This is a genomic window from Marinovum sp. J2-8, from assembly GCF_055808435.1.
Genome location: NZ_JBVVRZ010000001.1, coordinates 576144 through 600000, shown reverse-complemented (window position 1 = coordinate 600000; position 23857 = coordinate 576144). Strand labels below are relative to the sequence as shown.

Here is a 23857-nt window from a genome sequence, read left to right as displayed (position 1 = left end):
GTTGAAACGCATTACTGCGTATCCTTGACGTTCGAACCTCTGCACATCTTTGGCTGCACTACCGCCTTTGGCTACTTGAGTGCGTTAGGTCGAAACCTGCAGCACCCGGGGAGTAGCCAATTGCAGCACCCTCACCCGGCTAGGAACGAGAGTGGCAACCAAAAGTCATCTGTTTGATTGTGCTTCAGCTTACCAAAGTAAACAAAAGCCGCTCAAACAGTGAAGCTGTCACCGGTCATCGGACAAAATACACAAGTGCATCAAACCCTACCGGCGCGATATGCAAACATCCGTTCGTCGAAACGAACCAAACCGCCCACATATCTCTTCAGATATCAATCATTTCAAACAGCGTAGAGACAAAAACCAACCGGATGCGCCCTAACTTATTGGCGCGCCCGCCCGTCAATACCTCAAAAATTTCTCCGTCTCGTCTGCGTCAGCGCCTCGTTTCCTCGTCGCCGCCGCCCCGTCTGGCGTCCCGTTGTGCGCCTCAGCGCCGCCGGTGAAGGGGGTTCTAGTGTTACCCAGCAAAACCCGCAAGCACAAAATCACAAAATTCCAAAGTTTTGCAAAGTTTCTGCGAAAAATAAACAAATTCAACAGGTTACCGTGAATAGTTTTTGAGCAAACGGACAAAACCGGGGATTTCAGCCCAAGGCTTTTGGTGATTTTCGGGGTTTTGTCCAACTCGGGATCGCAAATCCCGAAGTCGTTTGCCCCTGAAGTGCCCGTTTATGAGCTTTGGGAACTCTGGATTCCCACTTCTGGCCGTCAATCAGGCCAGCACAACCCTGTGTTCGGCCTGTCCGGCAACCTCAACCGTGGCAACAAAGGTCGCGCCCTGGGCGGAATCAGGGGAATGAGGCCGGCGCTTGCGCTGGTGACATATAGGGTGCGCAAATCCTCTCCTCCAAAAGCCGGGCAAGTGCTGTGCAGCCCCGGCACTTCGATCACCTGATCCAAAGTGCCATCCGGCAAATAGCGCGCCACGCGCCCAGCGCCCCACTGTGCATTCCAAAGCGCTCCCTGGGAATCCACCACAGCGCCATCGGGCTTCAGCCCCGCTTCGTTCAGATCCACAAAGACCTCTGGCGCACCATCGGGCCACCCTTCGGCGTCCAGCGGCTGTACCATGATCTGAAGGGTTGGCGTATCGGCGTAATAGGCATGGCGCCCGTCCGGGGCGAAACAGATCGCATTGGAAACCGTGATATCGGCAAAGATCCGTTCGACCGCGCCCTTGTAATAGCGATAGATCGCCCCTGCCCCCGGTTCGGCATTGATCCCCATTGTTCCGATCCAGAAACCGCCCTGCGGATCTGCGCGGCCATCGTTAGAGCGTGTGACAGCATTGTCAGCCTCCAGGGGTGCAATCACCTCATGCGCGCCGCTGGGGATGTCAAAGCGCATCAGCGAGGTCTGTGACGCGACAAGAAGCGTATCACGATCCACCCAGCCCGCCGCCGAGACATATTCATCAAACGACCATTCGAGAGCGGTGTCGCCCTCCCGGCTCAGCAACTGGCGACCCAGGATGTCAAACCAGAACAATTGCCCCCGTTCCGGGTGCCAAAGCGGCCCCTCACCCAAGGTACAGGAACGACGGTCAAAGAATGTAGCGGCCATATGTGATCTCCGGCGGCAAGATAGGAAAGGGTTGAAACGCAAACGGCCCGCAACATTGTGCGGGCCGTCCGGCTATTTTGAATTATTTCAGGTCATCGGGCAGCAAGGCATCTGGCAAGTTCTGATAGCAGACCGGCCGCAGGAACCGCCGGATCGACATGGTTCCAACCGATGTCGCGCCGAAATTGGTGCTGGCGGGGTAAGGTCCGCCGTGCACCATGGTGTCCGACACCTCGACCCCGGTGGGGAATCCATTTGCCAACACGCGTCCGGCCTTGCGTTCAAGGACCGGCATCAATTGCCGTCCCAGATCCAAGTTGCCGTCATCCAAATGCAAGGTACAGGTCAACTGGCCTACCAGGCTCTTTGCCAGTGTCTGCATCTCGTCGGCATCCTTGACCCGCACGATCAACCCGAGCGGTCCGAACACTTCTTCGCCCAGCGCCTCGTTCGCCAACCATTCGGCACCGGTGGTGGCAAACAGATAGGGCGTGGCGTTGCGCAGGTCACAGGTGCTGCTGACCAGCTCCTGTACGCCGGTGCTGCCGGCAACCCGGTCCCGCCCGTCGCGATAGGCGGCCGCAATCCCGTCGGTCAACATGGTCTGGGCGCCCATCGGCTTCAGCGCAGCAGTGGCCGCCGCGGTAAAGGCATCCGCCTCTGGCCCGTCAATCAGGACGGTGATGCCGGGATTGGTACAGAACTGTCCCGCGCCCATGGTCAACGACCCGGCCCAGCCTTCGGCAATCTGGTTGCCACGGGCGGCCAGTGCTTCGGGCAGGACAAACATCGGATTGACCGACCCCAGCTCGCCAAAGAACGGAATTGGATCGGGGCGCGCCGCACACAGGTCGAACAACGCCCGGCCACCGCCCAAAGATCCGGTAAAGCCGACGGCACGGATCAGCGGATGCTGCACAAGGGCCTGACCCACATCACGCTTTCCGCCCTGGATAAGGCTGAACACACCGGGGTTCATGCCCTGCGATGCGATTGCGGCGTGAATCGCCTCGGCGACGATTTCGCCGGTGCCGGGATGCGCAGAGTGGCCTTTGACCACAACAGGGCAACCCGCAGCCAGCGCCGCAGCGGTGTCGCCCCCCGCGGTGGAAAACGCCAGCGGGAAGTTCGACGCACCAAAGACCGCCACAGGGCCAATCGGGCGTTGCACCATTTTCAAATCCGGGCGCGGCAATGGCTGGCGATCCGGCAATGCCGCATCATACCGCCGATCCAGATAGTCACCGGCAAGGATATGTTCGGCGAACAACCGCAACTGTCCCACGGTGCGCCCACGCTCACCTTCTAGCCGCGCGGCGGGCAAACCGGTTTCTTCGGTGCCGATCTGGGTGATTTGCGGGCCGCGTGCGTCGATTTCGTCGGCAATCGCCCGCAGGAATTCGGCGCGCACCTCGCGGCCGGCATATCCAAAGGACCAAAAGGCCTCTTCCGCCGCTTTGCAGGGCCTGATCGACCAGCGCAGGCGTGCCAACGGAATAATCATGCGCGGCACCATGCGCCGGTTCGGATTGGAATGTTGCGTCGCCCGCAACCCATTCCCCCGCAATCAGATGTTTTCCGTGCGGTTTAAATGTCTCGTCAAGCATTGCTATCCCTTGTTTGACATATGTCCTGCCAGGGCGGCGGCATCATTTCCCGCAGGTGCGGGCGGCCACCCCGGCCCAAAATGGTATACCGGATTGATCACATCCACCGCGCGCAACGTCAAGCCAAGATCAAATTGCCCGGCCCACTGCGCCGTGTTGCGCAATGCGCCTGCTGAAATGGCTGTGTTGTGGCGGAAAATCCGCATTGAAATCGTCGCTGCGTCAAGGCGCGATCACGCGTGTTCCCCGGCATCCAACATCTGAGATGGGTGCCGGGGCATTGGTGTTCAACCGCCTTAGCTGGCGGCGACGGTTTCCTGCCGCTGGGTGCCCAGCCCCTGCACGGTCACTTCCATGACATCGCCAGGCCGCAAGAAGCGCTGCGGGTTCATGCCCATGCCAACACCAGAAGGCGTGCCGGTGGCGATAATGTCACCCGGTTGCAGCTTCATGAACTGGCTGAGATAGGACACGATTTCGCGCACGGAAAAGATCATGTCCGCAGTATTGGAATTCTGCACCACATCCCCATTCAAAGAGAGCGACACATCCAGCGCCTGCGGGTCCGGCACCTCGTCTGCGGTCACGAACCAGGGGCCGATGGGGGCAAATGTCGGGGCCGACTTGCCTTTGATCCACTGGCCCAGCTTTTCGATCTGGAACTCACGCTCGGACACGTCGTTCACGGTGCAATAGCCCGCCACATAATCAAGCGCGTCTTCCTCTGACACATAAAGTGCCTCGCGCCCGATCACGACACCCAGCTCGACCTCCCAGTCGCCCTTGGTCGAATTGCGCGGAATGATGACATCATCAAACGGACCGGACAGCGCCGATGTCGCCTTGGAAAACACCACCGGTTCCGTCGGCGCGTCCATGCCGCTTTCCTTGGCGTGCAGGGCATAGTTCAACCCGATGCAAAAGAAATTCGGCACCGATGCCAGGCAAGAGCCGATGCGGCCCGGTTCCGCCACCAGTGGCAGGCTGTTCACATCCAACGCCCGCACCGCATCCAGCGATTCGGCGGTCAGCGCCGCACCCGAAAGCTCCGGCAGATGGGCGCTCAGATCACGCACCTTGCCATCACCGTCAAGCATGCCGGTTTTTTCGGCGCCAAGGGCACCGTAGCGGATCAGTTTCATGTCTCTTTATCCTTGTTTGGGCTTAAAATTCAGATCTGGGTCAGTTGCAGTTTCAACTGCCGGACCCAGTGGGATCATCCGCGGCACCATCGGCACCGGATTCGAATTGGAAATATTCCTGCACGTTGATCAACAGATGCTCCAGATGGGCGTTGGTATCTTTTTGCGCCATGGCAACATCACGCGCCTCCAGACCGGCCACAATGGCCCCATGCTGGCGCAGCACCCTTTCGCGCGACCGTTTCTGCGTCGCAGACAGGAATCGCGCACGCCAAAGACGCGCCAGATAAGAGGAATGGGTCTCGGCCAGCATTTCGTTATGCGATGCCTTGGCGATGGCAATGTGAAAGCTCATGTCGACCTCGAATCGCTCGACATCATCCAGCTTGTCATAGTTTTTCGCCATGTTCTGCTCGATGGCGCGAATGCGGGTCAAATCCTCTTGCGTCGCATGCTCACAGGCCAGCTGCACCGACAACATCTCCAGCGCGCTCAGCACCTCGATCGCGTTGGACACTTCTTTCAGGGTAGGCTGTGCTACGATCGGGCTGCGGGACGGGCGCAACACCACAAGCCCCTCTTTCGCCAAGATTCGAATCGCTTCGCGCATTGGCGTGCGGCTGACCCCCATTTCAATCGCATTATCGCGCTCCTTGATCGGGGCACCGGGGGCAAAAACGCCCATAAGAATGTCCCGCCGCAGCTGATTAGCGATATGTTCCGCGCGATTTTCTTCCGCCATTTACCTGCGTCTTTTCCAATTGCTTCAGTGCACCCGCCAAAAGCGCAATATTTGATCATTGCGAGGTCGAATTGTCGAATTTGGTATACCAAAAGATGTTGATTGTCGAGAATGCTTTGGATAGCCTGTCTTTCGAATGGTATACCATTCTATCCGCGCCACCAAGAACGCGCGGCATCAATCGGTCCTACGGGGCCACCAGGGAGGAAGACCTAAATGAAACTGAAATCGCTTTTGAAGACAGCGACCGCGGCAGCACTGACAGTGGCGGCGACCGCTGCTTCAGCTGAAGACGTGACTCTGCGGATCCAGACGCACTACACATCCGAGCACCCCTCGGGTCAGCTGGCGGCACAATTCATCGACGATATTCAAACCATGTCGGGCGGCGAGATCACCATCGAAATGTTCTATGCCTCCTCGGTTGTTGCCACCACAGAGACATTTGACGCCGCCATCAACGGCATCCTCGACTGTGACATGACCGGCGGCGCCTATCAGACCGGCAAGAACCCGGCGTTCCAGTTCGTCGGCGACATCATGGGTGGCTATGACACCCCCTGGCAGCAGGTTTCCTGGCTGTATTACGGCGGTGGCTATGACGCCGCACAGGAACTCTACAACCAGCATGACATGCAGCTGATCGGCTGGTGGCTCTATGGTCAGGAATCGCTGTCCTCGTCCAAGCCGCTTGCAGGTCCCGAGGACATCAAAGGCTGGAAATTCCGTTCGCCTCCTGGTCTTGAAACCGAAATCTTCACCGAAATGGGCGCTTCGCCGATCGTGATGGATTTCACCGAGATCTTTACCGCGCTGGAAACCGGCATCATCGACGGTGCGGACGCTTCGGGTCTGGCCAACAACGTTGGTCTTGGCCTCTATGACATCGTGAAACATGCCACCTATCCCGGCTTCCATTCGATGCCGTCGGACCACCTGGCCTGTAACAAAGCCGTCTGGGACGGGCTGAGCGACAAGCATCAACGCATCATCGACACCGCCATGCAGAAACTGACCCTGCACACCGCTCTGTCGAATGAAAAGAAGAACGCCGAAGCCGCAGCAGAGCTGACCGCCGCTGGCGTGACATTGCACAACTGGTCGGAAAAAGACCGTGCCGATTTCCGCGCTGCTGCCCAGCGTTCGTGGGACGGTTGGGCCGCCAAGACACCAGAAGCCGCTGCTCTGGTCGAAAGCCACCGTGGCTACCTGGCGGATCTCGGTCTGATCGCCAAGTGATGTCGATCATCTGATCGTTTCAAACATGGCTGGCGGGTCCCTTGGGGCTCGCCAGTTTTTTGAAGACATCAACCAACAAACGACATCACCAAACAAGGGGAGGACGAGCATGGAAAAAGACAATGTCTGGCTCGGCTCGGCACGCGGGCCTGTCAAAACCGCCGCCAAAGTATTCGGGGCCATAACCGCCGCAATTTTTGCCTGGTTGATCCTTAACCAGTTCATATCCGAAGATGCCATCGGAATGCATGAAATGATCCGCCCGCAGGGCCTGCCCATCGTGGCGATCATGCTGGCATCAATCTTTCTGACATTGCTCTGCACGGCGCTCTTTTTGTCGGATCGCATCGGCCATATCGAACCAGAGCCGCGCGGTTTCTTCGACATTCTGTCGCTGGTCACGTCGCGCATGGCGATGATCGGCATCGCATTGATCGTTGTGGTCATGTTCTACGAAGTTGTGTCGCGCTACGTCTTTAGCCGCCCGACACTCTGGGCGAACGAAATGTCGCTGTGGATCGCGGCGGTGGTGTTCCTGTTTGCCGGGCAATACGCCATGCAACAGCGCAGCCACATCCGCATCTATGTGATCTATGACATGATGCCCCGCTGGATGCAGAAGACCTCGGATGTGATATCCGTCGGGCTGATCGTCTGCTTCACCTTCTCGCTGGTCTGGGGCGGCTATAACGATGCCAAAACCCGCCTTCTGCGGATGGAGACATTTGGCACCGCCTGGGATCCGCCCATTCCCGGCACGATGAAAGCCGCAATTCTGTTCATCATTGTTCTGGTGACCATCCAAGCGGTGTCAAATCTGATTGCCGACTGGAACAAGGCGCCGGAAAATCATTCGCCGCTCGACGACATCGACGAAACCGAAATCGAAAACATCCGCAAAACCCTGAGGGACGACTGATATGGTTGATATTGGAACACTCAGCCTGCTGCTCCTGCTCGGGATGTTCGCGCTGTTGGCCATCGGCATGCCGCTTGGCTTTGCCTCGGCCTTTCTGGCGGTGGTCACACTTGTCCTGAAATTCGACTTTGACCTGCTGTTCAACACCTTCGGACGCGGGCCATTGTCGGTGCTGGGTCAGGCGGTCTATCGCCAGATGACTAACTATGTGCTGATCTCGGTGCCGTTGTTCATCTTCATGGCCTCACTGCTGGAACGGTCCGGCATTGCGCGCGACATGTATTCCTCGCTCAACACCTGGCTCAGCCGGGCGCGCGGCGGGATTGCGATTGTCACGTCGATCATGGCCGTGATCATGGCCGCCATGTCGGGCATCATCGGCGGCGAGGTTGTGCTGCTTGGCCTGATCGCCCTGCCCCAGATGCTGCGGTTGGGCTATAACCAGAACCTTGCCATTGGCACGATCTGTGCCTCCGGCTCGCTTGGCACGATGATCCCGCCGTCGATCGTTCTGATCTTCTACGGTCTGGTGACGGAAACCTCGATCAAGGCGCTGTTCACCGCGTCCTTCCTGCCCGGTCTGATGCTGGCGTCCTTCTTTATCGTCTACATCATCATCCGCACCCAGCTGAACCCGGATCTGGCCCCCCTGCCAGAAGAAGACCCCGACGCACCGCGCGGCGGTGAAAAGGGTCTGATGTTCCTGGGTTTCCTCGGCAAATTCACCATGTGGTTCACAGCGGTCCTGCTGTTGCGGGCGCTGTTCTTTACCGCGACGGGTGAAAACACCGTGACCGAAGGCGTGGATCCCATTGCCCTTGGCATGGTCAGCGACATTCCCTGGATCATCGGTGCCTTTGTCATTGCTGCGGTGGCTGTCTTTGTCGTCGTCGGCAAGGAACGCACGGCGCAGGGTTGGGAAATGGGCAAAGGTCTGGTCGCCCCCACCATCGTGATCGGCGTTGTGCTTGGCTCGATCTACATGGGCATCACCGGCATCACCGAAGCGGCCGGCATGGGTGTTGTCGCGGTCTTCGTGATCGGGCTTGCCCGACGCGAGATGACCTTCGACATCGTCTGGGACAGCCTGATGCGCACGCTGAAGTCGACCGGCACGATCATCTGGGTCACCATCGGTGCGGCGGCACTTGCCGCGGCCTATACGCTGGCCGGTGGTCCGACCTATGTGGCCAACATGATTGTCGGCGCCGACATGCCCACCATGGGCGTGATCCTGGTGATGATGTTCATCTTCCTGATCATGGGGATGTTCATGGATTGGGTCGGCATCGTTCTGTTGATCATGCCGGTGTTCCTGCCGATCGTGCTGAAACTGCCGATCGAGGAAATCGGCCTGATCGGCGATCTTGATCCGCGCCATGTGCAGGTCTGGTTCGGGGTGGTGTTCTGTATGAACATGCAGGTGTCGTTCCTGTCGCCCCCGTTTGGTCCGGCGGCCTTCTATCTGAAATCTGTGGCCCCGCCGCATATTTCGCTGACCGACATCTTCCGGGGTTTCCTGCCATTCATTGTCCTGCAGCTGACAGCGCTGACAGTGTTGCTGGTCTGGCCTTCGATGGTGTCGATCTTCCTCTGACACAACACAACACGAATTTGATCGGGGCGGCGCGTTCGCCCCGATCACACCAAGGACCACACAGCCCCATCGGGACCCGTTGACTGTCATGCCCGCACCGCATGACATTCTGCCGGCCCCAATTCCGGCCTTCCGGAGACGCCCATGCTGACACAAACCCAGATCGACCATTTCGAAACCCAAGGTTACCTTGTGGTGGAAAACGTGCTGGATGCCGCCCGGTTGCAAGCGGTCCAAGCGGAATATGCCAGCTTGCTTGAGCGGCTTTATGCAAACTGGCAGGCTCAGGGCCTTGTGCCCGACGCCACCGGTCAGGATTTCTGGCAAAAGCTGCTGACCAGCTATGCCGCCGGCTGCGACTGGTTCCAGCCAATGGATATCTCATTGCCGGGGGATGCAATCACATCGGACACGCCGTTCCATTTTGGCCCGGCGGTCTTTGACATGCTGACCGCGCCGCGTCTGCTGGACATGGTCGAAGATCTGATCGGGCCGGAAATCACCTCGAACCCGATCCAGCATGTGCGCCTGAAGCCCCCCGCCACCACCCTGCACGGCGCTGAAAGCCGCGCCCATGTCACGGCCACCGACTGGCACCAGGATCGCGCAGTGGCGCATGAAAGCGGCGATGCCACGCAAATGGTGACCGTCTGGCTGGCGATCAGCGATGCCACCGTGGAAAACGGCTGTCTTCAGGTGGTTCCCGGCAAACCGCAAATGTATCCGCATTGCCCCAGAAAACAGACCGCCATCGCCGACGGCGTCCTGGACGAAGCCCGCGCTCTGCCCCTGCCGGTCAAGGCAGGCGGCGCAGTTCTCTTCCACCCGCTCACCCCGCATGCCTCGCTGGTCAATACATCCGACGCCTTCCGCTGGTCATTCGACATCCGCTACAACGTCACCGGCCAACCCACCGGCCGCGCGCATTTCCCGGAATTCATCGCCCGATCGCGACGCCATCCCGACACGGTCCTGCAAGACTGGCAGCTGTGGCGCACGATGTGGCACGACACCCGCGCCCGCCTCGCCACCCAACCCCATATCCCGATTCACCGTTGGCGCAGTGACAGCCCGGCCTGCGCCTGACGTCCCTGCCCTTCTTCTGTTCAAAAATATCCCGGGGGTCCGGGGGCAGCGCCCCCGGCTTCTACCAATAGGAAAGCCAAAGATGAACACTGTCCGCCTGTCCCCTTCCGACAATGTCGTCACCGCCATCACCCCGCTTGAAATCGGCACCGAAGGCGCGACGCAACTGATCCCGCGCGGCCATAAGATGGCCACCGATGACATCGCCAAGGGCACGCCGGTGACAAAATACGCCCAGATCATTGGCTATGCCGCCGACGACATCGCCAAAGGCGCCCATGTCCACACCCACAATCTCGAATTCCGCAATGTCGATGCGGAATACGAGTTTTCCACCAACCTGCGCCCTGTCGAACCGGCCACCCGGATCGACACGTTTCAGGGATTTCGCCGCAGCACAGGCCGGGTCGGCACACGAAACTTCATTGCCGTTCTGACCTCGGTCAATTGTTCCGCCACCGCCGCGCGGCTGATTGCCCAGCATTTCACCGATGAAAAGCTGGCCGCCTATCCCAATGTCGATGGTGTGGTTGCCTTTGTGCATGGCACCGGCTGCGCCATGGGCGGGGATGGCACCGGATTCGAGGCGCTGCAACGCGTGCTTTGGGGCTATGCCCGCAATCCCAATATCGGCGGCGTGCTGATGGCCGGCCTTGGCTGCGAAATGATGCAGATCGACTGGCTGATCGAATCCTATGGCCTGACGCCGGGACCGTTTTTCCAGACGATGAACATTCAGGACGTCGGCGGGCTGCGCAAGACCGTCGATCTCGGGATCAAGAAGATCGAAACCATGTTGCCATTGGTCAATCAGGCCGAGCGCGAGGAATGCCCGGCATCAGAGTTGATGGTCGCGCTGCAATGCGGCGGCTCTGACGCCTGGTCGGGCATCACCGCCAATCCGGCGGTGGGCTATGCCTGTGATCTTCTGGTGGCGCAGGGCGGCACCGGCGTTCTGGCGGAAACCCCGGAAATCTATGGCGCGGAACACCTGATGACGGCCCGCGCCGCAACGCGCGAGATTGGCGACAAGCTGATCGGTCTGATCGATTGGTGGGAAGACTACGCTGAACGCAACAAGGGCAGCATGGACAACAACCCCAGCCCCGGCAACAAAAAGGGCGGATTGACCACCATTCTGGAAAAATCGCTTGGCGCCGCCGCCAAGGGCGGCACCACGCCGTTGATGGGCGTCTATAAATACGCCGAGCCGGTGACGGCCAAGGGTTTCACCTTCATGGACAGCCCCGGCTATGACCCCGCCAGCGTGACCGGCCAGATCGCCAGCGGCTGCAATCTTGTCTGTTTCACCACCGGGCGCGGTTCTGCCTTTGGCGCGAAACCCTCGCCATCCATGAAGGTTGCAACCAACACCGAAATGTTCAACCGCATGCGCGAAGACATGGATGTCAATGCCTGCCGGGTCCTGACCGAAGGCACCAGTGTCGAAGAGGTCGGCCGCGAAATCTATGAGATGTGGCTGCGCATGGCCTCGGGCGAGAAAACCAAATCCGAAGCCCAGGGTCTGGGCGACTATGAATTTGTCCCATGGCAGATCGGCGCGGTGATGTGATGCAGCGCGCCCCTACCGCTACCCTTACCCCCGGCCCTGCCGCTCAAAACCCTCTCGGGTCTTTGCAAATTCCATCGGGGGAATGCCCGTGACGCAATTGCCGCTTTGCGTGATTGGCGCCGGCTCTATCGGCCAGCGCCATATCGAGGTCGCGCAGCTTTCTGATCTGGTGAACCTGACCGCAGTGGTCGAACCCTTTGCCCCGCTGCGTGAAAAGCTGGCGCAGGATGGCCTGCCCATGGTGGCCAGCCTCGAAGAAGTGCCGGCCCACACCCGCGCCGCCATCGTGGCGACGCCGACGCAGGATCATCATCTCTCGGCTTTGGCCGCAATTGATCGCGGTTGGGCGGTGATCGTCGAAAAACCGGTCGCCGCCACGCTCGACACCGCGCGTGCGCTTGTGGCTGCGGCGGATGCGGCCGGTGTGGCGTTGTTCACCGGCCATCACCGGCGCTGCCACCCGTTCAGCCTGGCGGCCCGTGATGCCCTGCAACAGATTGGCGATCTGGTTGGCGTGCAGGGCTTCTGGTCCCTGCGCAAACACAACACATATTATGATGTCGATTGGCGGCGCAAACCCGGCGCCGGTCCGTTGTTGACCAATCTGACCCATGAAATCGACCTGTTGCGTTTCCTTGTCGGCAATATGACAGAGGCCACCGCGCTTTTGTCGTCGGCCCGGCGCGGGTTCGAAATCGAAGACACCGCCGCCCTGGCCTTTCGCTTTGAAAATGGCGCTTTGGGCTCCTTCCTGATCTCGGACGCCGGGGCGTCCCCCTGGTCTTTCGAGGCGGGCACCGGCGAAAACCCGGCGATTGCCACCTCTCATCAGGATTACATCCGCATCACCGGCACCGAGGGCGCGCTGGAATTCCCCTCGCTCACCCATTGGGGCCGCTCCGGGTCTGGCGAAATTGAATGGTCGAAACCCTTGACCGCGACGCCGGGCCCGCGCTTTGCCAAGGTCGACCCGCTGTTGCAGCAAATTGACCGCTTTGCGGCTGTTGTCGACGGTGCCGAGGACGATGTTCTTTGCACTGGGGCGGATGGCATTGCCGCAATGGAAATCACCTTGGCCGCCGCGCTGTCCGGGCATGTCGGCCGCACAATTGCCGCCGATGCGGTGCCCGGCGATTACACGGGTGCCTGACCGAAAGACGGGTGCCTGACGGAAAGACCGCGGCCTGACCGGAATTCGGCGGCAAGGCACATGCCCGCGCTTCGCACGCCTTGGGCCCGTGAAACAGACATATCGATCGGTCTGATGTCGCAAAAGGCATCGACCCAAACCAATTTTGAAAGGACAGACCATGGGATTGCAGGGCAAAAAGACATTCATCACCGCAGCAGGTCAGGGCATCGGGCGCGCCATCGCCCAGCGCTTTGCGCGTGATGGCGCAGAGGTGATAGCCACCGACCGTGACGCCGACCTGTTGGCAAATCTGTTTGAAGATCAGACCACAGGCCCCCATGCCACATTTGCCCTGGATGTTCTGAACAAGGACGCCCTGCAATCCGCGATCACCGCCGCCGCGCCGGACATCCTGATCAATTGTGCCGGCTACGTACATGCCGGCACAATTGCCGAAGCGACGGATGCAGAGTTCGATTTTGCCATGGATCTGAACGTGCGGTCCCAGTTTCACGCCATTCAGGCCGTCCTGCCCGGAATGGTGGAACGCGGCGGCGGGGCAATCATCAATATCGCCTCTGTCGCCTCGTCGCTCAAAGGTTTTCCCAACCGCTTTATCTATAGCACCTCCAAGGCGGCGGTGATCGGATTGACCAAATCCGTGGCCTGTGACTATGTCACTCTTGGCATTCGCTGCAATTGCATCGCGCCCGGCACCGTCGATTCCCCCAGCCTGCAGGACCGTTTGCGCGCCACGGGGGATTATGACACCGCCCTGCGCGAATTCATTGCCCGCCAACCGATGCGGCGGCTGGGACAGGCCGACGAAATTGCCGGGCTCGCAGCGTTCCTCGCCTCGGACGAGGCGAAATACATGACCGGCCAATGCGTCGCCATCGACGGCGGCACCACAACCTGAAGCGCGAAAAGAGACAGAGATTTGAGCACCCCAATCCCCCGCGAAGACAAATCGACCTCTGGCGTACTTTGGATGGCGCTGGGGGTGATGTTTTTCACCTGTATCGACACCTCGGCCAAATGGCTGATTCTGGCGGGCATCCCCGCGCTTCAAGTGGTGTTTGCCCGCTACATGGGGCACCTGCTGGTCGCCTTGGTGGTCTATCTGCCACAAGAAGGCCGATCGGCGCTGGTGTCCAACAGCCCGGGCAAGCAATTCCTGCGCTCGGCGTTCTTGCTGGGCAGCACGGCGCTGAACTTTACCGCGCTGCAATATCTGCCAATCACCGTGACCACGACAATCATGTTTGCCGGTCCGGTGGTGGTCACATTGCTGGCGATCCCGATCCTGGGTGAAAAGGTCGGGTTGCGCCGGATCATAGCGGTCTGTGTCGGGTTTTTCGGCGTCATTGTGGTGATGCAGCCCTGGGGCGCGGAATTTCACCCCGCCATGATCCTGTCGCTTGGGGCGCTGGTGATGGCGTCGATGTATTTTGTGATGACCCGCCTGTTGGCAGGGGTCGAAGGCAATGCAACCCAGCAAATCTGGTCCAGCGGCATTGCCGCCATTGCCATCCTGCCGTTTGCGCTGGCGGATTGGCATTGGCCCACGGACACAACCACATGGCTGGTCTTTGCCATTATCGGTGTATTTGGCGCATGTGGGCATATCTGTGCCACGATTGCCCATCGCCTGGCCGATGCCTCCCTGCTTGCGCCGGTGATCTATATTCAGATCTTTTCCGCCGCAGCGGCGGGCATTCTGGTGTTCGCCACCTGGCCAACAATCTGGACCCTCGGGGGCGGCGGCATCATCATCGCATCGGGGCTTTATATCTGGCAACGGGAACGCGCGGTGCGCGGGCGGGTGCGCCAGGCCTGTGCCCTCAACCCGGTAACCCCCGCAGAACGACAGCCGTCACAGACGACAACAGGCACAAAGGAAAACGGGCACATCCCCAGACTGGGATGTGCCCGTTGTCGTTTGGTTCGGGACAGGCCCGGCTGCCGCTGGTTACCCGCGACCGATATAGGGCATATGCGGTGCCATGACGGTCATAAACTGCACATTCGCCTCTGGTGGCAAGCTGGCCATATGCAGCACCGAAGAGGCCACATTGGCCACATCCATCACCGGCTCCACGGCAATCGACCCATCGGCCTGGGGCACGCCCTTGGTCATTTTGCGCGCCATGTCGGTCAGCGCATTGCCGATGTCGATCTGACCACAGGAAATGTTGAACGCCCGCCCATCAAGCGAGATCGACCGGGTCAACCCGGTGATGGCGTGTTTCGACGCGGTATAGGGCGACGACCCCCACCGCGGCACATAGGCCGAAACCGAACCATTGTTGATGATCCGCCCACCCTGGGGATCCTGGGCCCGCATCCGGGCAAAGACCGCACGGGCGCAAATGAAACTGCCGGTCAGGTTGATGTCGATGCAGCGCCGCCAGTCATCCACCGAAACCTCGTCAATGGTCGCGCCGCTTACCGACACGCCGGCATTGTTGAACAACGCGTCAATCCGGCCCCATGTGGCAACCGCCTTGTCAAAGGCCGCATCGACCTCGGCCTCGTTGGTCACGTCACACGGCAGGGCCAGCACGTTCTCATGCCCTGCGGCCATCTCTTCCAGCGGTTCGGGGCGGCGCCCCACAAGGCCAACCCGCCAGCCGGCATTCAAAAAAACCTCGGCGCAGGACTTGCCAATGCCGCCACCGCCGCCGGTAATGATAATGCTCTTCATGTCTTGTTCCCTCTTTGTCATTTGCGCGGCAAGAGTCTTTGAAACCTCTTGCCGCGCAAATGTTGTTGCTTGACCGAACCGGTCAGTGATTGTCTCGCGGCAATTCGCGCGCCACACGTTTGTAGGCTGTCGCAAGCTCCAGACAGCCGCCATCGGCCAATTGGCCGACGTGTTTGCGATAGATTTCCTGCCAGGGTGTCTGATGATGCAACTCCGGCGCGGTCCATTCGGCCCGCCGCGCCGCCCATTCCGCGTCATCGACCAGGGCATTCATCTGCGATGCACCAAGATCCAGCCGCACCGTATCGCCGGTTTTCAACAGGGCCAGACCGCCGCCGACCACAGCCTCGGGCGAGGCATTGAGGATCGAGGGGCTTTCGGACGTGCCCGATTGCCGCCCATCGCCCACGGTGGGCAAATGGTTGATCCCCTGTTTGATCAGCGCATCTGGCGGCTGCATGTTCACCACTTCGGCAGAGCCGGGATAGCCCACACATCCGACATTCCGCACAAACAGGATCGAACGTTCGTCGATCTCAAGCGCGGGATCGTTGATCCGGTCATGGTAATCCTCGGGGCCTTCGAACACCACGGCGCGCGCCTCATAGATGCCTTCGCTGCCCGGCTCGCTCAGGAACCGATTTTGGAAATCTTCCGAAATCACCGAGGTTTTCATCAGCGCCGAGTTCGAAAAGATTGCCCGACAGCACCTTGAAACCCGCATTCGGACGCATTGGCGCGTCATAGGTTTTGATGACCTCGGTATCTTCGCTTTCCACCCCGGCCAGGTTCGCCCCCATGGTGTTGCCCGTGGCGGTCATCACACCCTCATGGATGCGACCGGCCTTCATCAATTCCCCCATCACGCCCGGCACACCGCCAGCCCGGAAGAAGCTTTCGCCCAGATATTCGCCAGCGGGCTGCATGTTGACCAGCAACGGCACGTCAAAGCCGATGGTTTCCCAATCCTTGACGTTCAATTCGACCCCGGCATGACGGGCAATCGCCTGAAGATGCGGCGGGGCATTGGTGCTGCCGCCGATGGCGGAATTGACCACAATCGCGTTTTCGAACGCCTCGCGCGTCAGAATATCGGATGGTTTCAGGTCATCCAGAACCATTTGCACGATATGTTTTCCGGTCTCATAGGCCATTGCCATACGTTCCCGGAACGGCGCCGGAATTGCCGAATTACCGGTCAGCGACATGCCCAGCGCTTCGGCCATGGCGTTCATCGTGCTGGCGGTGCCCATGGAATTGCAATGGCCCAGCGACGGCGCGGATGAACAAACCCGGCTCATGAATTCTTCGTAGTCGATCTTGCCTTCGGCCAGCAAACGGCGGCTTTCCCAGACAATCGTGCCACTGCCCGCCGCTTGCCTTTCCACCAACCATCCAGCATCGGCCCGCCATTCAGCGCAATCGCCGGAATATCGACCGTGGCCGCCCCCATCAACATGGCTGGCGTTGTCTTGTCACAGCCGGTGGTCAGCACAACACCGTCCAGCGGATAGCCATGCAGCACCTCGACCAGCGACAGATAGGCAAGGTTGCGGTCCAGCGCGGCGGTGGGCCGTTTGCCGGTTTCCTGAATCGGATGCACCGGGAATTCCATCGGAATGCCGCCCGCCGCGCGAATGCCGGCCTTGATCCGATCCATCAGGAACACGTGGATCTTGTTACAGGGCGCAAGATCGCTGCCGGTGTTGGCGATGCCGATCACCGGATGGCCGCCCTGCAATTCCTCGCGGGTGTATTCCTGATTCTGATAACGTTCGACATAAAGCGCCGTCATGCCCGGATTGTTGGGGTTGTCGAACCATTCCTGCGAACGGAATCGTTTGTTGGCGCGTGTGTCACTCATGGCTTGATCCTCCCAATAGGTCTGGCTTCATTCCAGAGTTCGTCACAACGCGACTCCGGTCTTGTGACAACTTCGACATTTGGTATACCAAATGCAAGAGCAATTCGGCGGCACAACGTCCGTTTTGGCAGAGGAGCACGCCAATGGCAGTTTCAGCACTATTTCGGGGGCTAGGTCTTGTCGCCTTTTTGGCGGGGCCGACAGGCCGAGGTCAATCTCGACAATTTTCATCAATGCCTTGAGGCCCAGATCGCGGCCAATGCCCCCGCGCTGGCCTGTGTCCAGGCCGAACAATCGGAATGCAGCAATTATCAGGCGGAAAAGGCCCCGGCGGCGGCCACCCTTTGTCTGGTCAAAACCAATGACATCTGGTCCGAAGCAATCCGCACCACATTGGCCGACATCCGCACAAAGGTGCAGGACACCGATCAGACGCAAATCGCCGATATTGCCGAGATCGAAGTCAAATACGATGTGCTTTCGGGTCTTCTGCAATGCGACCGGGTCCAGGAACTGGCCCTGCTGGGGGACACCAGCAGCGAGAGGATCAATGTCCAGAAATCCACCTGTACCGCCACCACCATGGGGCTGTCCTATGCCAAATTGCGCCTGCAATCGCGCGGCCTCCGATGACGCCGCGGGCGGCATTCTGGCGCGGCTATATTGACTGTGCGCCCTTCACCCTGATCGTTATACCCTATTCCATTTTGTTTGGTGTGGTGGCACGCGATGCCGGGTTGGACATCCTGCAAACCATGTCTATGTCGGTGCTGGTGATTGCCGGCGCGTCGCAATTCACCGCCCTCGCCCTGCTTCAGGATCAGGCCCCGGTGTTCATCGCCCTGTTGGCGGCGCTGGCGGTCAATCTGCGCATGGCGATGTATTCCGCCGCTCTGGTGCCGCATATCGGCCACGCGCGGCTGGGGACACGGGCGTTGATGGCCTATTTGATGGTCGATCAGGCCTTTGCCGTTGCGGTCAAACATTACGAAGACAACCCCTTGATGTCACAGACAAACAAGGTCGCCTACTACTTCGGCTGCATGATGCTGATCTGTCCGTTCTGGTATGGCTGCACCCTGATCGGCGCGCTGCTGGGACAGGCCATTCCCCCGGCGCTGTCGCTGGATTTCGCGGTGCCGATCTGCTTCATTGCCTTGACCGCGCCGCTGATCCGCTCGCTGCCGCATGTGATTGCGGCGGCCGTGGCGGCACTGGCTTCGGTGGTGTTTTCCGGCCTGCCCTGGAGCCTGGGACTGATCGTTGCGGCGCTTCTGGCGATGATGGCCGGGGCGCAGGCAGAGTTGTTCCTGAAACGGCGCAAGCCAAAGGATGTCACATGATTTCCGATACCGCCTTCTGGGCTCTGACCATCTGTCTTGGCATCGGGACGTTTTTGATCCGGTTTTCCTTTCTCGGCCTGTTTGGCGGGCGCACCTTGCCGGATTGGGCGCTGTTGCATCTGAAATATGTCGGCGTTGCGGTGTTTCCGGCGCTGGTCACCCCTTTGGTCCTGTGGCCAGAGGCAACCGGCGGCGTCACCGATCCCGTGCGCGTCATTGCCGCTTTGGCGGCCTTTGTGATTGGGATGCGGGTGTCGGTTGTGGGCGCGATTGTGGCCGGGATGGGCACGCTCTATGCGCTACAGTTCCTGCTGGGGTGAATGCATCTGCGGGCCGACACCCGCAGACGCCTGCAAAGGCGGATAAGGGCGCTCAGGCTAGGCGCCTTTTTTGACCTCTTCCGCCATGTCCATGCCGTTCAGCCGTGCAATATGATCGCTGATCATCGGAACATAATCACCGCCATGGCCCGAGGCTTCGATATGGGTGAAATAGTGCTTCACCGCGGAGGCCATGACATTCATCACCCCGGCATCATTGGCCATGTTGTTGACGTAACGCACATCCTTGTTGGCATTTGCGATGGCAAATTTATGGGCGTCACGATCCCGGCCGACGGTGTATTTCATGAAGGTGTCGAAAAAGCCGTTGCCCAGCCGCGACGTGCCGATCACCTGCTGGACGTTTTGCGGGCTGACGCCAACCTTGGCCGCCAGAACGGTCGCCTCGGCATAAAGCGATGCATAGCCCATCGAGATGAAATTCATGATCAGCTTCATCTTGTGACCGCTGCCCACCGGGCCGATGCGGTTGATATTGCCGCCCCAGCATTCGATCAACGGACGCACATCGTCCCAGTTTTCATCGTCACAGCCCACCATGACATCCAATTCGCCCGACTCTGCCTCTTTTGGCGTGCGGCCCAGCGGCGCATCCACCATGGCACCGCCCTTGGCTTTCAACTCTGCGGCCAATTTCATCGTCGACACAGGGTCAGCGGTGGTGGCGTCGATCACGATCAGACCGGGTTTCATCCCCGCCAGGATCCCGTCCTCGCCCTGCATCACGCTTTCCACCTGCGGTGAGTTCGACAGACAGATATGGATGATGTCACAGGCCGCCGCCATCTCGCGCGGGGTGGCCACTTCGGTGGCGCCACGTGCAACCAGATCGTCCACCGGCACACGGTTGCGGTTGCCTTTGATCACCAGTGAATAACCGCCCTCAAGAATATTCTTGGCCATACCGTGGCCCATCAGGCCAACCCCGATAAAGCCGATAACAGGTTTCGTCATCGTCAAATCCTCCTGAAATGATCCAGCTGTTACAGGCTGGCTGTAATTCCGCCATCGACATAAAGCGTATGGCCGTTCACAAAACTGGCCGCCGGGGACGACAGGAACACCGCCGCGCCAACCAATTCCTCAACCTGGCCCCAGCGCCCGGCGGGCGTGCGTTTTTCCAACCATGCGGAAAACTCGGGGTCCGCCACCAGTGCGGCGTTCAGCGGCGTGTCGAAATACCCCGGTGCAATCGCATTGCAGTTCAGCCCGTATTTGGCCCAATCGGTGGCCATACCCTTGGTCAGATTGGCAATCGCGCCCTTTGTTGCGGTATAGGGCGCAATGCCGGGACGTGCCAAAGCCGCCTGAACGCTGGCGATATTGATGATCTTGCCGGCCTTGCGGGTGATCATGTGCCGCGCGACCGCCTGGCCCACATAAAACGCCGAATTCACATTCGTCAGCATCAGCTTGTCGAACATCTCTGGCGGAAAATCCTCCAGCGGGGTGCGGTGCTGCATGCCGGCATTGTTGATCAGAATGTCGATTGCGCCGACTTCGCCCTCATAGGCATCAATCGCCGCGCCCAGCGCCTTGGCATCGGTGACATCAAAGGCCAGCGTATCAACGGTGGCCCCGGTGGCGCGCAGTGTATCCGCCGCCTCCGCCAGCCTGTCGGCGTTGCGCGCATTCATCACGATACGCGCGCCCGCCTCCGCCAGCCCCTTTGCCAGCGCATTGCCAATCCCCAGCGAAGAGCCGGTAATCAAGGCCGTCCGGCCCGTCAGGTCGAAAAGTGACATGTATTCTCCCAAGTCCAATCTGCCCACCGCACAAGCCGACGCGGTTGACAATCCGGGCCAAGACCCGCTTCATGGAAAATGGTATACCATTCTGGCGTCGAATCAAGGTGCCATCCGCGCATCGCGAAAATCAACTTTCGAGGGAAGAGATGAAGGCACTATTTGCCCATGGGGCGCATGATCTGCGGCTATCCTCATTTGACGAAACAACGCCGGGCGAGGGCGAGGTCAGTGTCAAACTGGCGCGGGGCGGCATTTGCGGCTCTGACCTTCATTATTTCAATCACGGCGGTTTCGGCCCGGTGCGGCTGCGCGAACCCATGGTGCTTGGGCATGAAGTGTCCGGCGTTGTTGCCGCGCTTGGTGCCGGGGTCACCGGGTTGCAAGAGGGCGATCTGGTGGCTGTGTCGCCGTCGCGGCCCTGTGGCACCTGTAGCGAATGCCAGCGCGGATTGGCCAATCAATGTCTGAACATGGCGTTTTATGGCTCGGCGATGCCATTCCCCCATATTCAGGGCGCCTTCCGCGAGATGCTGGTCGCCAAGGCAAGCCAATGCGTGCCCGCCCATGGTCTGACCCCGGCCCAGGCCGCGATGGCAGAGCCGCTTTCGGTTGGCTTGCACGCCGTGCGCCGTGCCGGTGAAATGCTGGGGCGGCGGGTGTTGATCACCGGCTGTGGCCCGATCGGCGTTCTGGCGATCATGGCGGCCCGTCGGGCGGGCGCCGCAGAGATCATCGCCTGTGACATCACCGCACCGGCATTGACGTTCGCCAAATCCGCCGGGGCCGATGTGGTGCTGAACACCCTGGAAACCCCCGATGCGCTGGCCCCCTATTGCACCGGCAAAGGCCAACTGGACGTATTGTTTGAATGTTCCGGCGCGCAACCGGCACTGGCCGCCGGCATCGCGGCGCTGCGCCCGCGCGGCATCATCGTGCAACTGGGCCTGTCCGGTGACATGTCGCTGCCGATGATGGCGCTGACCGCCAAAGAGCTGGACCTGCGCGGATCCTTCCGCTTTCACGAAGAATTCGCTGTGGCGGTGCAGCTGATGCAGAAAGGTCTGATCGACCCGGCGCCGCTGTTGACCCATACCTTCCCGCTGGCCGAATTTGCCAGCGCCTTTGCCACCGCCAGCGACAAATCGCAATCTATGAAAGTGCAGCTGGACTTCGCCTGATGCTGACATTTGCCGCTGCTGTCTTGTTGCTGATCATCACCCCCGGCCCCGGCGTGTTGTCCACCGCCGGGGTTGGGGCGGCCTATGGGTTCCGTCCCGGCCTGACCTATGTCACCGGGCTGTGCATTGGCACCAACCTTGTGGCGCTGGCGGTGATCACCGGCCTTGCGGCCCTGGTGCTGTCGGTGCCGGGCCTGCGCGAAGTGTTGATGATCGCCTCTGTCGCTTACTTGCTGTATCTCGCCGGGCGCATCGCCTTTGCCGGGTCGCGCATTGCCTTTATCGAGGCGAAATCGCCGCCCGGGATCGGCGCTGGCCTGTTGTTGCAGGCAATCAACCCAAAGGCCTATGCCGTCAACACCGCCCTGATCACCGGATTTGCGTTCTATCCGGCCAGTCTGGCGGTTGAAACCGGTGTGAAACTGGTGATCATGAACGCGATCTGGATTCCGCTCCATTTGGGTTGGCTTTGGGCTGGGGTGGCATTGCACCGCCTGAACCTGCCGGACACCACGCAGCGGATGATAAATTATGCCATGGCGTTGGCGATGCTGGGCGTTGTTGCGCTGGCCATCCTGTCGGCGACCGGCTTTTTGAACTGACGAAGGTACACCCAAACATGCCCCATGATGCCGCCATTTCCGCGCTACGCACCCTGTTGGGGGATCGGCTTGCCACATCCGACAGCCACCTGGACCAACATGCGCAAAACGAAGCATATTATGCCCAGGCCCTGCCGGATGCGGTCGCATACCCCGAAACCACCGCCGAGGTGGCCGAGATTGTCCGCATCTGTAACACCCATGACTGCCCGATCACGGCCTTTGCCGCGGCCTCCTCGCTTGAGGGGCAGCATCTGGCGATCCACGGCGGCATCAGTCTGGACATGAACCGGATGAATCAGGTGCTGGCGATCAATGCCGAGGATCTGAATTGCGTGGTGCAACCCGGTATCACCCGCGAGGCGCTGAATACCGACCTGCGCGCCACGGGGCTGTTTTTCCCGATTGATCCCGGCGCCAATGCCTCGATCGGGGGGATGGCTGCGACGCGCGCCAGCGGCACCACGGCGGTGCGCTATGGCACCATGCGCGAAAACGTTTTGGCGCTCGAGGCGGTGATGGCCGATGGCAGCATCATTCGCACCGGCTCTCAGGCGCGCAAATCGGCCACGGGTTACGATCTGACCCACCTTTTGGTTGGCTCCGAAGGCACGCTTGGCATCCTGACCGAGGTCACCCTGCGGCTTCAGGGCCAGCCCGAGGCGGTCCGCGCCGCGACCTGTCGTTTTGACAGTATCGAGGATGCGGTGAACTGCGTGATTGTGACCATCCAATCCGGCATTCCCATGGCGCGGATCGAATTGGTGGACGAAATGATGGTGCGCGGTTTCAACCTCCAGGCAAATGCGGGTCTGCCGGAAAAACCACATCTGTTCCTTGAATTTCACGGCTCGCCCGCTGCGGTGACCGAACAGGCCGCCAATTTTGCCGAAATCGCCGAAGACTTTGGCGTGACCGGCTTTGTCCACGCGGAAAAACCCGAGGACCGCAACCGGCTGTGGGCGATGCGCCACGGCGCGCATTACGCCACCCAGGCGCTGGAGCCGGGCAAGCGGACGCTGTCCACCGATGTCTGTGTGCCGATTTCGAAACTGGCCGAGGCGGTGACCAGCGCGCAACAGAAATCCCGCGCTCTGGGCCTGACCTGTTCCATTGTCGGCCATGTCGGCGACGGCAACTTCCATTGCGGCGTGCGCGTTGACCCCGATGACCCGCAGGCGTTGAAAATCGTCAAAGGTTTCGTGAACGATTTGAACGACATGGCGCTGGCCCTGGGCGGCACAGTGTCCGGCGAACATGGCATCGGCATCGGCAAACAGGCCTATATGGCGCGTGAACACGGCCCGGCGCTGGCCTTTATGCGGGCCATCAAAACCGCCTATGATCCCAAGAATATCCTGAACCCCGGCAAGCTTTTGCCGCCGGGCAACATGTGAACGGAGACCGA

At 60.1% G+C, this 23857-nt stretch carries 19 protein-coding genes, 1 rRNA gene and 3 pseudogenes (1 of these 23 running past the window's edge); 14 read left to right on the top strand and 9 right to left on the bottom strand.

What is annotated here, in order from left to right:
* From AC0L4F_RS03045 to AC0L4F_RS03025, 5 genes and pseudogenes are all read right to left on the bottom strand, one after another.
* A 16S ribosomal RNA gene (locus AC0L4F_RS03045) occupies window positions 1-4 on the bottom strand; it reaches 1456 nt to the left of the window's first position.
* Between the two features lie 770 nt (window positions 5-774).
* Complete coding sequence (locus tag AC0L4F_RS03040) at window positions 775-1629, bottom strand: SMP-30/gluconolactonase/LRE family protein (protein ID WP_473445926.1); 855 nt, start codon at window positions 1627-1629, stop codon at window positions 775-777.
* A gap of 82 nt (window positions 1630-1711) precedes the next feature.
* A pseudogene (locus AC0L4F_RS03035) lies at window positions 1712-3236 on the bottom strand (aldehyde dehydrogenase (NADP(+))).
* Between the two features lie 296 nt (window positions 3237-3532).
* A complete protein-coding gene (locus tag AC0L4F_RS03030) occupies window positions 3533-4378 on the bottom strand; it encodes a fumarylacetoacetate hydrolase family protein (RefSeq protein WP_244685181.1) in 846 nt (281 codons plus the stop codon).
* Between the two features lie 52 nt (window positions 4379-4430).
* Entirely contained in the window at window positions 4431-5120 is a 690-nt protein-coding gene (locus AC0L4F_RS03025) for a GntR family transcriptional regulator (protein WP_244685179.1), read from the bottom strand.
* Between the two features lie 216 nt (window positions 5121-5336).
* On the opposite strand from AC0L4F_RS03025, the gene AC0L4F_RS03020 reads away from it, so the two are divergent.
* The 8 genes and pseudogenes from AC0L4F_RS03020 to AC0L4F_RS02985 all read left to right on the top strand — a co-directional run.
* A complete protein-coding gene (locus AC0L4F_RS03020) occupies window positions 5337-6359 on the top strand; it encodes a TRAP transporter substrate-binding protein (protein WP_244685177.1) in 1023 nt (340 codons plus the stop codon).
* 109 nt (window positions 6360-6468) lie between these two features.
* A complete protein-coding gene (locus AC0L4F_RS03015) occupies window positions 6469-7278 on the top strand; it encodes a TRAP transporter small permease subunit (RefSeq protein ID WP_244685175.1) in 810 nt (269 codons plus the stop codon).
* Between the two features lies 1 nt (window position 7279).
* Window positions 7280-8875 (top strand): TRAP transporter large permease, encoded by a 1596-nt coding sequence (locus AC0L4F_RS03010; RefSeq protein WP_244685172.1) that lies wholly within the window; start codon window positions 7280-7282, stop codon window positions 8873-8875.
* Window positions 8876-9019: 144 nt separating this feature from the next.
* Complete coding sequence (locus AC0L4F_RS03005; protein WP_244685170.1) at window positions 9020-9961, top strand: phytanoyl-CoA dioxygenase family protein; 942 nt, start codon at window positions 9020-9022, stop codon at window positions 9959-9961.
* An 82-nt stretch (window positions 9962-10043) separates the two neighbouring features.
* Window positions 10044-11534 carry a UxaA family hydrolase gene (locus AC0L4F_RS03000; protein WP_244685168.1) on the top strand — a complete coding sequence of 497 codons (1491 nt, stop codon included), beginning with the start codon at window positions 10044-10046 and terminating at the stop codon, window positions 11532-11534.
* A gap of 88 nt (window positions 11535-11622) precedes the next feature.
* Entirely contained in the window at window positions 11623-12684 is a 1062-nt protein-coding gene (locus tag AC0L4F_RS02995; protein WP_244685166.1) for a Gfo/Idh/MocA family protein, read from the top strand.
* 160 nt (window positions 12685-12844) lie between these two features.
* On the top strand, window positions 12845-13585 hold the full coding sequence (locus AC0L4F_RS02990) for an SDR family oxidoreductase (protein WP_244685164.1): 741 nt from the start codon (window positions 12845-12847) through the stop codon (window positions 13583-13585).
* 72 nt (window positions 13586-13657) lie between these two features.
* Window positions 13658-14389: pseudogene (locus AC0L4F_RS02985) on the top strand (DMT family transporter); the annotation flags it as partial.
* A 249-nt stretch (window positions 14390-14638) separates the two neighbouring features.
* Here AC0L4F_RS02985 and AC0L4F_RS02980 read toward each other — a convergent pair.
* Both AC0L4F_RS02980 and AC0L4F_RS02975 read right to left on the bottom strand, forming a co-directional pair.
* Window positions 14639-15373 carry an SDR family oxidoreductase gene (locus AC0L4F_RS02980; protein ID WP_244685162.1) on the bottom strand — a complete coding sequence of 245 codons (735 nt, stop codon included), beginning with the start codon at window positions 15371-15373 and terminating at the stop codon, window positions 14639-14641.
* 82 nt (window positions 15374-15455) lie between these two features.
* Window positions 15456-17237, bottom strand: a pseudogene (locus tag AC0L4F_RS02975) (IlvD/Edd family dehydratase).
* A gap of 177 nt (window positions 17238-17414) precedes the next feature.
* On the opposite strand from AC0L4F_RS02975, the gene AC0L4F_RS02970 reads away from it, so the two are divergent.
* Genes AC0L4F_RS02970 through AC0L4F_RS02960 form a run of 3 tightly spaced genes read left to right on the top strand, consistent with a single transcriptional unit; the run spans window position 17415 to window position 18900 of the window.
* The gene (locus AC0L4F_RS02970; RefSeq protein WP_244685160.1) at window positions 17415-17870 is read left to right on the top strand and encodes a hypothetical protein; all 456 of its coding nucleotides are present in this window, start codon (window positions 17415-17417) and stop codon (window positions 17868-17870) included.
* Complete coding sequence (locus AC0L4F_RS02965; RefSeq protein ID WP_244685158.1) at window positions 17867-18580, top strand: AzlC family ABC transporter permease; 714 nt, start codon at window positions 17867-17869, stop codon at window positions 18578-18580. The genes AC0L4F_RS02970 and AC0L4F_RS02965 overlap by 4 nt, the downstream gene beginning before the upstream one ends.
* On the top strand, window positions 18577-18900 hold the full coding sequence (locus AC0L4F_RS02960) for an AzlD domain-containing protein (protein WP_244685156.1): 324 nt from the start codon (window positions 18577-18579) through the stop codon (window positions 18898-18900). The genes AC0L4F_RS02965 and AC0L4F_RS02960 overlap by 4 nt, the downstream gene beginning before the upstream one ends.
* Before the next feature lie 57 nt (window positions 18901-18957).
* On the opposite strand, the gene AC0L4F_RS02955 is transcribed toward AC0L4F_RS02960, so the two are convergent.
* Both AC0L4F_RS02955 and AC0L4F_RS02950 read right to left on the bottom strand, forming a co-directional pair.
* Window positions 18958-19875: an NAD(P)-dependent oxidoreductase gene (locus AC0L4F_RS02955; RefSeq protein ID WP_244685147.1), complete on the bottom strand. Its 918-nt coding sequence runs from the start codon at window positions 19873-19875 to the stop codon at window positions 18958-18960.
* A gap of 29 nt (window positions 19876-19904) precedes the next feature.
* Entirely contained in the window at window positions 19905-20666 is a 762-nt protein-coding gene (locus AC0L4F_RS02950) for an SDR family oxidoreductase (protein WP_244685145.1), read from the bottom strand.
* A gap of 149 nt (window positions 20667-20815) precedes the next feature.
* Between AC0L4F_RS02950 and AC0L4F_RS02945 the strand changes: the two genes are divergently transcribed.
* From AC0L4F_RS02945 to AC0L4F_RS02935, 3 genes are read left to right on the top strand one after another with little or no spacing between them, the layout of a single operon-like run.
* Window positions 20816-21847, top strand: coding sequence for an L-idonate 5-dehydrogenase (locus AC0L4F_RS02945; RefSeq protein WP_244685143.1), 1032 nt, complete (start codon window positions 20816-20818; stop codon window positions 21845-21847).
* Window positions 21847-22449 (top strand): LysE family translocator, encoded by a 603-nt coding sequence (locus AC0L4F_RS02940; protein ID WP_244685141.1) that lies wholly within the window; start codon window positions 21847-21849, stop codon window positions 22447-22449. Before AC0L4F_RS02945 ends, AC0L4F_RS02940 begins: the two co-directional genes overlap by 1 nt.
* A 17-nt stretch (window positions 22450-22466) precedes the next feature.
* A complete protein-coding gene (locus AC0L4F_RS02935; RefSeq protein ID WP_244685132.1) occupies window positions 22467-23846 on the top strand; it encodes an FAD-binding oxidoreductase in 1380 nt (459 codons plus the stop codon).
* Window positions 23847-23857: the final 11 nt, after the last annotated feature.

Bases quoted from the DNA above. Each gene is read 5' to 3' on its own strand.
- AC0L4F_RS02980 (WP_244685162.1), bottom strand. From the start codon at position 15,373: ATGAAGAGCATTATCATTACCGGCGGCGGTGGCGGCATTGGCAAGTCC.
- AC0L4F_RS02990 (WP_244685164.1), top strand. From the start codon at position 12,845: ATGGGATTGCAGGGCAAAAAGACATTCATCACCGCAGCAGGTCAGGGC.
- AC0L4F_RS02950 (WP_244685145.1), bottom strand. From the start codon at position 20,666: ATGTCACTTTTCGACCTGACGGGCCGGACGGCCTTGATTACCGGCTCT.
- AC0L4F_RS03020 (WP_244685177.1), top strand. From the start codon at position 5,337: ATGAAACTGAAATCGCTTTTGAAGACAGCGACCGCGGCAGCACTGACA.
- AC0L4F_RS02940 (WP_244685141.1), top strand. From the start codon at position 21,847: ATGCTGACATTTGCCGCTGCTGTCTTGTTGCTGATCATCACCCCCGGC.
- AC0L4F_RS03040 (WP_473445926.1), bottom strand. From the start codon at position 1,629: ATGGCCGCTACATTCTTTGACCGTCGTTCCTGTACCTTGGGTGAGGGG.
- AC0L4F_RS03010 (WP_244685172.1), top strand. From the start codon at position 7,280: ATGGTTGATATTGGAACACTCAGCCTGCTGCTCCTGCTCGGGATGTTC.
- AC0L4F_RS03015 (WP_244685175.1), top strand. From the start codon at position 6,469: ATGGAAAAAGACAATGTCTGGCTCGGCTCGGCACGCGGGCCTGTCAAA.
- AC0L4F_RS03030 (WP_244685181.1), bottom strand. From the start codon at position 4,378: ATGAAACTGATCCGCTACGGTGCCCTTGGCGCCGAAAAAACCGGCATG.
- AC0L4F_RS02965 (WP_244685158.1), top strand. From the start codon at position 17,867: ATGACGCCGCGGGCGGCATTCTGGCGCGGCTATATTGACTGTGCGCCC.
- AC0L4F_RS03000 (WP_244685168.1), top strand. From the start codon at position 10,044: ATGAACACTGTCCGCCTGTCCCCTTCCGACAATGTCGTCACCGCCATC.
- AC0L4F_RS02960 (WP_244685156.1), top strand. From the start codon at position 18,577: ATGATTTCCGATACCGCCTTCTGGGCTCTGACCATCTGTCTTGGCATC.
- AC0L4F_RS02935 (WP_244685132.1), top strand. From the start codon at position 22,467: ATGCCCCATGATGCCGCCATTTCCGCGCTACGCACCCTGTTGGGGGAT.
- AC0L4F_RS03025 (WP_244685179.1), bottom strand. From the start codon at position 5,120: ATGGCGGAAGAAAATCGCGCGGAACATATCGCTAATCAGCTGCGGCGG.
- AC0L4F_RS03005 (WP_244685170.1), top strand. From the start codon at position 9,020: ATGCTGACACAAACCCAGATCGACCATTTCGAAACCCAAGGTTACCTT.
- AC0L4F_RS02945 (WP_244685143.1), top strand. From the start codon at position 20,816: ATGAAGGCACTATTTGCCCATGGGGCGCATGATCTGCGGCTATCCTCA.
- AC0L4F_RS02955 (WP_244685147.1), bottom strand. From the start codon at position 19,875: ATGACGAAACCTGTTATCGGCTTTATCGGGGTTGGCCTGATGGGCCAC.